Origin of the sequence: Sphaerotilus sp. (genome assembly GCF_013299175.1) — a bacterium.
Lineage (GTDB): Bacteria > Pseudomonadota > Gammaproteobacteria > Burkholderiales > Burkholderiaceae_C > Sphaerotilus.
Map to the genome: position 1 here is coordinate 1 of NZ_JAAFKF010000153.1, position 6,389 is coordinate 6,389.

8 protein-coding genes are annotated in these 6,389 nt (G+C 69.9%); 3 read left to right on the plus strand and 5 right to left on the minus strand.

The annotated features are described in order from the left end of the window. The 5 genes from QZW52_RS18065 to lptF form a co-directional block, all read right to left on the minus strand. The coding region (locus QZW52_RS18065) for an aminotransferase class I/II-fold pyridoxal phosphate-dependent enzyme (protein ID WP_294001260.1) at window positions 1-301 on the minus strand (301 nt) is incomplete at its 3' end. 22 nt (window positions 302-323) lie between these two features. After that, window positions 324-1,289, minus strand: a complete 966-nt coding sequence (locus QZW52_RS18070; RefSeq protein ID WP_294001262.1) for a CysB family HTH-type transcriptional regulator — start codon at window positions 1,287-1,289, stop codon at window positions 324-326. Next, entirely contained in the window at window positions 1,286-1,672 is a 387-nt protein-coding gene (locus tag QZW52_RS18075; protein ID WP_294001265.1) for a sirohydrochlorin chelatase, read from the minus strand. The genes QZW52_RS18070 and QZW52_RS18075 overlap by 4 nt, the downstream gene beginning before the upstream one ends. 14 nt (window positions 1,673-1,686) lie before the next feature. Beyond that, window positions 1,687-2,799, minus strand: a complete 1,113-nt coding sequence (gene lptG, locus QZW52_RS18080; protein ID WP_363227018.1) for an LPS export ABC transporter permease LptG — start codon at window positions 2,797-2,799, stop codon at window positions 1,687-1,689. A gap of 18 nt (window positions 2,800-2,817) precedes the next feature. Then, entirely contained in the window at window positions 2,818-3,873 is a 1,056-nt protein-coding gene (gene lptF / locus QZW52_RS18085; protein WP_294001267.1) for an LPS export ABC transporter permease LptF, read from the minus strand. A 27-nt stretch (window positions 3,874-3,900) separates the two neighbouring features. Between lptF and QZW52_RS18090 the strand changes: the two genes are divergently transcribed. The 3 genes from QZW52_RS18090 to QZW52_RS18100 are packed head-to-tail and all read left to right on the plus strand — an operon-like array spanning window position 3,901 to window position 6,122. Beyond that, entirely contained in the window at window positions 3,901-5,364 is a 1,464-nt protein-coding gene (locus QZW52_RS18090) for a leucyl aminopeptidase (RefSeq protein WP_294001269.1), read from the plus strand. Between the two features lie 9 nt (window positions 5,365-5,373). Beyond that, entirely contained in the window at window positions 5,374-5,805 is a 432-nt protein-coding gene (locus QZW52_RS18095; RefSeq protein WP_294001271.1) for a DNA polymerase III subunit chi, read from the plus strand. After that, window positions 5,802-6,122, plus strand: a complete 321-nt coding sequence (locus tag QZW52_RS18100) for a hypothetical protein (protein ID WP_294001272.1) — start codon at window positions 5,802-5,804, stop codon at window positions 6,120-6,122. The genes QZW52_RS18095 and QZW52_RS18100 overlap by 4 nt, the downstream gene beginning before the upstream one ends. The last annotated feature ends 267 nt before the right edge of the window (window positions 6,123-6,389 follow it).

A 6,389-nucleotide genomic window follows, 5' to 3' on the forward strand; every position in this document is an offset into this window, starting at 1 on the left:
CGGCCGTGACGGTGATCTCGCTGCCGGGGTCGTAGCGGTGGCCGTAGAGCGCCTCGACCTTGGCGGCGACGGCTTCGCGCAGCGCCGGGATGCCGGCCATCGGCGGGTACTGGTTGTGGCCGGCGTCGAGCGCGTCCTTGACCGCCTGCATCAGCCGTGGGTCGCCGTCGAAGTCGGGAAAGCCCTGGCCGAGGTTGACCGCGCCGCACTGGGTGGCCAGCGCCGACATGACGGTGAAGATGGTGGTGCCGACCTGGGGGAGGCGGCTGGTGACGGCGGGCGTGCGGGCGGTGGCGGTCATGGGGTGGCTCGCGGGAATGGGTTCAGAGGCCGTCGCTGGCGGGCCGGTCGGCGGCGAGGCCGAGCATGGCGCGTTCGATCAGCGGGCGGGTGAGCTGGTCGGACAGCAGCTCGGCGAAGGTGTAGACGAAGTTGCGCAGGTAGGCGCCGCGCTTGAAGGCGATGCGCGCCACGTTCGGCCCGAACAGGTGGCCGACCGGACGGGCGATCAGGTCGCCGCCGGGCGCGCACAGCGGGTCGTCCGCCACCGCCATCTCGGCCACGATCCCCACGCCCAGCCCGAGCCGCACGTAGGTCTTGATCACGTCCGAGTCGATCGCCTCCAGCACGAAGCTGGGCTTGAGCTGGCGCTGCTCGAAGGCGGCGTCGATCTTGGAGCGGCCGGTGAACGACGGGTGGTAGCTGATCAGCGGCTCGGCGGCGATCTGCTCCAGCGTCAGCCGCTCGGTGCGCGCCAGCGGGTGCGCGGTCGGCACGACGACGACGTGGCGCCACTCGTAGCAGGGCAGCGTGACCAGCTCGTCGTATTGCGTCAGCCGCTCGGTGGCCATGCCGATCTCGGCCGAGTCGTCGAGGATCATCTGCGCGACCTGCTCGGGCGTACCCTGGTGCAGGCTGACCGCGACCTTGGGGTAGCGGGTGCGCAATGCGGCCACGGGGGTCGGCAGCACGTAGCGGGCCTGGGTGTGGGTCGCGGCGATGGACAGCGTGCCGGCCTCCTGGCGCGAGTAGTCTTCGCCGATGCGCCGCAGGTTGGCGACCTCGCGCATGATGATCTCGATCGAGGTCAGCACCTGCCGGCCCGGCTCGGTGACGCGGCGCAGGCGCTTGCCGTGGCGGGCGAAGATGTCCACGCCGAGTTCTTCCTCCAGCTCCAGGATGGCCTTGGAGATGCCGGGTTGCGAGGTGTGCAGCGCCTTGGCGGTCTCGGTGAGGTTGAGGTTGCGGCGCGCCGCCTCCTGCACGAAGCGGAACTGGTGCAGGTTCATGCCGGCGGGACCGGGGGCAGCGGCAGCAGCGACAGCGCCGCCCGCGCAATGGCCAGCGTCACGGCGTCGAGTTCGCCGATGGCGGCGGTCGTGGCGATCTCGGTGCCGGGAAAGTGCGCGCGGGCGCTGTCGAGCAGCAGCGGCAGGTCGCGCCGCACATGCCCGCCCGCCCCGAGGAACAGCGGCACGACCGTGACGGCGGTGCAGCCCTGCGCGACCAGTTCGGCCACACCGGCGTCGAGGTGGGGCGTCATCAGTTCCAGGAAGGCGAGCGCGACCGGCCGGCCGCCCGACTCCTGGCGCATGTGGGCGGCGATGGTGTGGAAGGGGGTGGCCCAGGCGGGGTCGCGTGCCCCGTGGGCGAAGAGCAGGATGCCGTGCATGGGGTGGTTCCTTGTTAGCGGTAGCGCACCAGCCAACTGAAGGCGCCAAGCGACATCAGCAGGTACAGCGCGCTGGGGAGGCTGGCCGCCAGCCAGGGCGTCCAGTGGTGGAGCAGGCCGAGGTGGCCGGTGACGTTGTTGAGCAGCACGAAGCTGATGCCCAGCAGGATGCCGCCGAAGACCTTCAGCGACACGCCGCCCGAGCGGGCGTGCAGGTAGGCGAAGGGCAGGGCCAGCGCCATCATCACCAGGCAGGCCAGCGGGTAGAGGGCCTTCTTCCAGAACTTGATCTCGTACCGCTGGGCCGACTGGTCGTTCTCGGCCAGGTGGGTCATGTAGGTGTAGAGCGCCGTGGTGGTCATGGTGTGCAGCGGCAGCACCGCCGAGGCCACCACCTGCCGCGTCAGCCCCGAGGCCCAGCGCAGGTGGTCCAGCGTCTGGTCCGGGCCGAGCGCGGGGGTGCTGTCGGCGGCCCACTGGGAGATGCGGACCTCGTCGAGCTGCCAGACCCCGTCTTCACCGACCACGGCGCGTGCCGCGGTGGTGCGGGTGCGCAGCTCGCCCTGGGGTCCGAACGCGAAGATGCGGATCTTCTCGACCACGCCGTCGTCGTGTGCCACGCCGATGTGCAGGGTGTAGCGGTGTTCGCCGTCGGCAGCGGGCCGGCTGTCGCGCAGCCAGACGCCGCCGGCGCCGGTGTCGATGCGGCCCTGGCGCCGCGACACCTGCAGCGTGGCCTGGGTGTCGCACCACGGCGCCACGAAGTCGCCCACGACGAAGGTGAGTGCGGCCAGCGCGAGTCCGAGCTGTGCCAGCAGCGCCAATGCCCGGCCGGGGCCGAGTCCGCCGGTGCGCAGGATGGTGAACTCGCTCGACTGCGCCAGCCGCGCCAGCGCGTAGATGGCGCCGATCAGCACCCCGATCGGCGCGAGTTCATAGACGTGGCCCGGCACCTGCAGGGCGCAGACGAGCAGCGCCTGCCCGAGCGTGTAGCCACCTTTGCCCAGCGCGTCGAGTTCGCCCACGAGGTCGATGAACAGGAACAGGCCGAGGAAGGCGAGCAGCACGAAGGCGGTGGCGCCCAGGATCTCGCGGTACAGGAGGCGTCGGACGGTGCGCAGGTGCATGGGGTGTGTGGCTCCAGGTCAGCGCGTGCGCCAGCGCAGCAGGCCGAGGGCGCCGAGCAGCAGCCCGCCGTGCAGCAGGACCAGCGCGCTGGCTGCGTCCAGCTTCCCGTTGCCGACCCACGCCTGGCTCAGGTTGATCAGGTTGAAATAAACAACAAAACCCAGCAGCGCCACCAGCAGCACCCAGTTGTTGCCGCCCCGCGGCCCGCCCGATGCCAGCCCGATGCCCCAGAGCAGCAGGTTGAAGGCGCCCAGCACCATGCCGGCGCGCCAGACCAGCTCGCCCTGTGCCCGCAGATCGGGCGAGGCGAGCAGGGCGAGCGTGTCGAGCGCCTTGGGCGGGCGTTCCTGCAGGTGCGCCAGGGCCTGCTCGCCGATGCGGATCTCGTAGCGGTCGAAGCGCGAGACGGTGCGCGTGCCGCCGGTGAGGTTCAGGTCGGTGCGGGCGCCGTGTTCGAGCACCAGGCGCCGGCCGGTATCGCTGGCCGGTTCGATCCGGCCGGCCTGCGCGGTCGTGACCGATTCGCGGCCCTCGCGCTGGTCGAGGATGAAGATGTGGTGGCCGGTGGCGCTGTCGCTGGACTGCTTGTCGAGGAAGAACACCCGGCTGCCGTCGCCCGAGGACTGGAACTGGCCCGGCGCCACCCGCGACAGGTCGGAGCGTTGCTCGTAGCGGGCGCGCAGATCGACCGTGTTGCGGTTGGACCAGGGCCACACCACCAGCATCAATCCCACGACCGCCACCAGCACCGGCGCCGCAAAGCGCAGGACCGGCCGCACGAACCGCCACAGCGACAGCCCGCTGCTGAACCAGACCGCCATCTCGCTGTCCCGGTACATCCGCGTCAGCGTGGAGACGACGGAGATGAACAGCGACAGGCTCAGCATCGTCGGCAGGTGACCCAGCGCGGTGTAGCCCAGCAGCAGCACGACATCCTGCGGCGAGACTTCACCGCCCGCCGCCATGCCGAGCACGCGGATGAGCATCATCGTCAGCACGATGGTCAGGATGACCACGAGGGTGCCGCCGAAGCTGCGGGACAGGGCTTTGCGTAGGGTGGAATCGAATAACATCAGTGCGTCTAGGAGCAGCGCGGAATTATGGACGTTCAAACACTCACGGCGGCAACGCAGGATTATTCGAAGCTGGTCACCGACGCACTGGTGGTCATCATCCCCCCGGAGACCAGCACCTGGCGCCTGCCTGCAGCGGTTCGGAAACTGATCGACGACGCCGTGGCACAGGGCGATCTGGCGCTCAAGGCGGGCCGCACCCTCTACATGCACCGCCCGTCCGGCCTGAAGGCGCCGCGGCTGGTCATTGCCGTCGCGGCGGACGGCAGCGGCAAGGCGTGGCGCAAGGCACTGGGCACCGCGTTCGTGTACCTGAAGGGCAGTGGCGCCGAGCGCGCCGCGCTGGTCTGGGCGGGGGCCGGCGAGCCGGATGCCGCGATGGCCGAAGCGGTGGCGTGTCTGGCCGAGGACGCGGTCTACGTCTACCGCCACACCAAGCCGAGTGCCGCCGAAGCACCGAAGTGGACGCAGCTCGACCTCGTGTGTGGCGAGCTGGCGCAGGCCGATGTCGCTGCGGGTCTCGCCCGTGGCCGCGCCATCGCCGCCGGCAGCACGCTGGCCCGCGAAGTCGGCAACCGCCCCGGCAACCACTGCACGCCGTCGATGCTGGCCGACCATGCCCGCGCGCTGGCCAAGGAGCAGCCGGGACTCAAGGTCGAGGTGCTGGACCGCAAGGACATCGAAAAACTCGGCATGGGCGCGTTCCTGGCCGTGGCGCAAGGCTCCGAGGAGCCGCCGCGCTTCATCGTGCTGCGCTACCAGGGGGCAGGCAAGAAGGACGCCCCGACCGTGCTGGTCGGCAAGGGCATCACCTTCGACACGGGCGGCATCTCCATCAAGCCGTCGGCCGAGATGGACGAGATGAAGTTCGACATGGGGGGGGCGGCCAGCGTGCTGGGCACCTTCCGCGCCATCGCCGAACTTAAGCCGAAGATCAACGTCGTCGGCCTGATCCCCACCTGCGAGAACATGCCCGACGGCCGCGCCATCAAGCCGGGCGACGTGGTCACGTCGATGTCGGGCAAGACCATCGAGATCCTCAACACCGATGCGGAAGGGCGGCTGATCCTGTGCGACGCGCTGACCTACGCCGAGCGGTTCAAGCCGGCAGCCGTCATCGACATCGCCACGCTGACCGGCGCCATCATCGTCGGCCTCGGTTTCCAGCACGCGGGCCTGTTCTCGCCGGACGACACCCTGGCCGATGCCCTGCTGCTGGCCGGCCGCACGTCGCACGACACCGCTTGGCGCATGCCACTGGACGAGGAGTACGACGAGGGCCTGAAGAGCCACTTCGCCGACATCCCGAACATCGGTGCGCGGGCCGGTGGCGCGATCACGGCCGCCAAGTTCCTGCAGCGTTTCACGGGCAAGTACCGCTGGGCGCATCTGGATGTCGCGGGCGTGGCCTTCCGCTCTGGCGCGGCCAAGGGTGGCACGGGCCGGCCGGTGCCGCTGCTCACGCACTACCTCCTGGGTCAGGCGGGCTGATCGGCTGGCATGGCGGCGGTTGCCTTTCATTTCAACGTGCCGGATCGGCGGGCGTACACCTGCCGGCTCCTGCGCAAGGCGTACCGGGCGGGTGCGCGGGTGGTGGTCACGGGCGAATCGGTGCAACTGGCCGAACTCGACCGGCTGCTCTGGACGTTCGAGGCGCTGGAGTTCATTCCGCACTGGCGCGGCGCGGCGGTGGAGGAGTTGCCGGCACGCCTGCAAGCCACGCCTGTGCTGCTGGCGACCGGCCACAGCGCCCGCTTCGGGCATGACGTGCTGGTCAATCTGGGGCGTGACGTGCCGCGGGATTACGCCCAGTACCAGCGGGTCATCGAGGTGGTCGGGCGCGACCCGCTGGACCGGGAGGGTGCGCGGGTCCGCTGGCGCCAGTACAGCGTGCAAGGGTGCAGCATCGAACGCCACGAGGTGTCTGCATGAGCGGCGCGCTGCGGACTCCGCCGGACGATGTGCCGACGCTGACCGAGGTGGTCCGGCCCTCCGAGCTGGTGTCCACAGACGCGCCCGATGCTGTGTTGTGGCGGGCCGACGTGCTCGATGCCGTGTTGTCCGAGGTGCAGTTGCAGTTGGACGACCGGCTGCGTGCCCGGTTGCGCGAGCGGCTGCCGGCCTTGCTCGACGCCTGCCTGGAGCCGCTGCTGGACGGGCTGGTTCAAGAGGTGCGGCAATCGCTGTCGGACGGCCTTCAGGACACTGTGCGCCAAGCCTTGTCCACCATCCAGCCCACCAACCGTTGAATCAGGACTTTCCCGATCCGAGGCCCAGCCCGCTGGAGGTGGGTGCGGATTTCGGGTAAGTTCCGCGCCTGAGTTGCCCGGCCTGTCTGGGGCGGGCGTTCCCCTTGTCTCTGAAACTGTCCTGAAACTGGAGTTCCATTCCATGAATCACAAGCTCAACGTCGTCATTGCCGCAGTCGCGTTCGCAGCGGCCACCCAGGTCAGCGCACAGGAAGTGGTCAAGATCGGCCACGTCGGCCCGACCAGCGGGGGCATCGCCCACCTGGG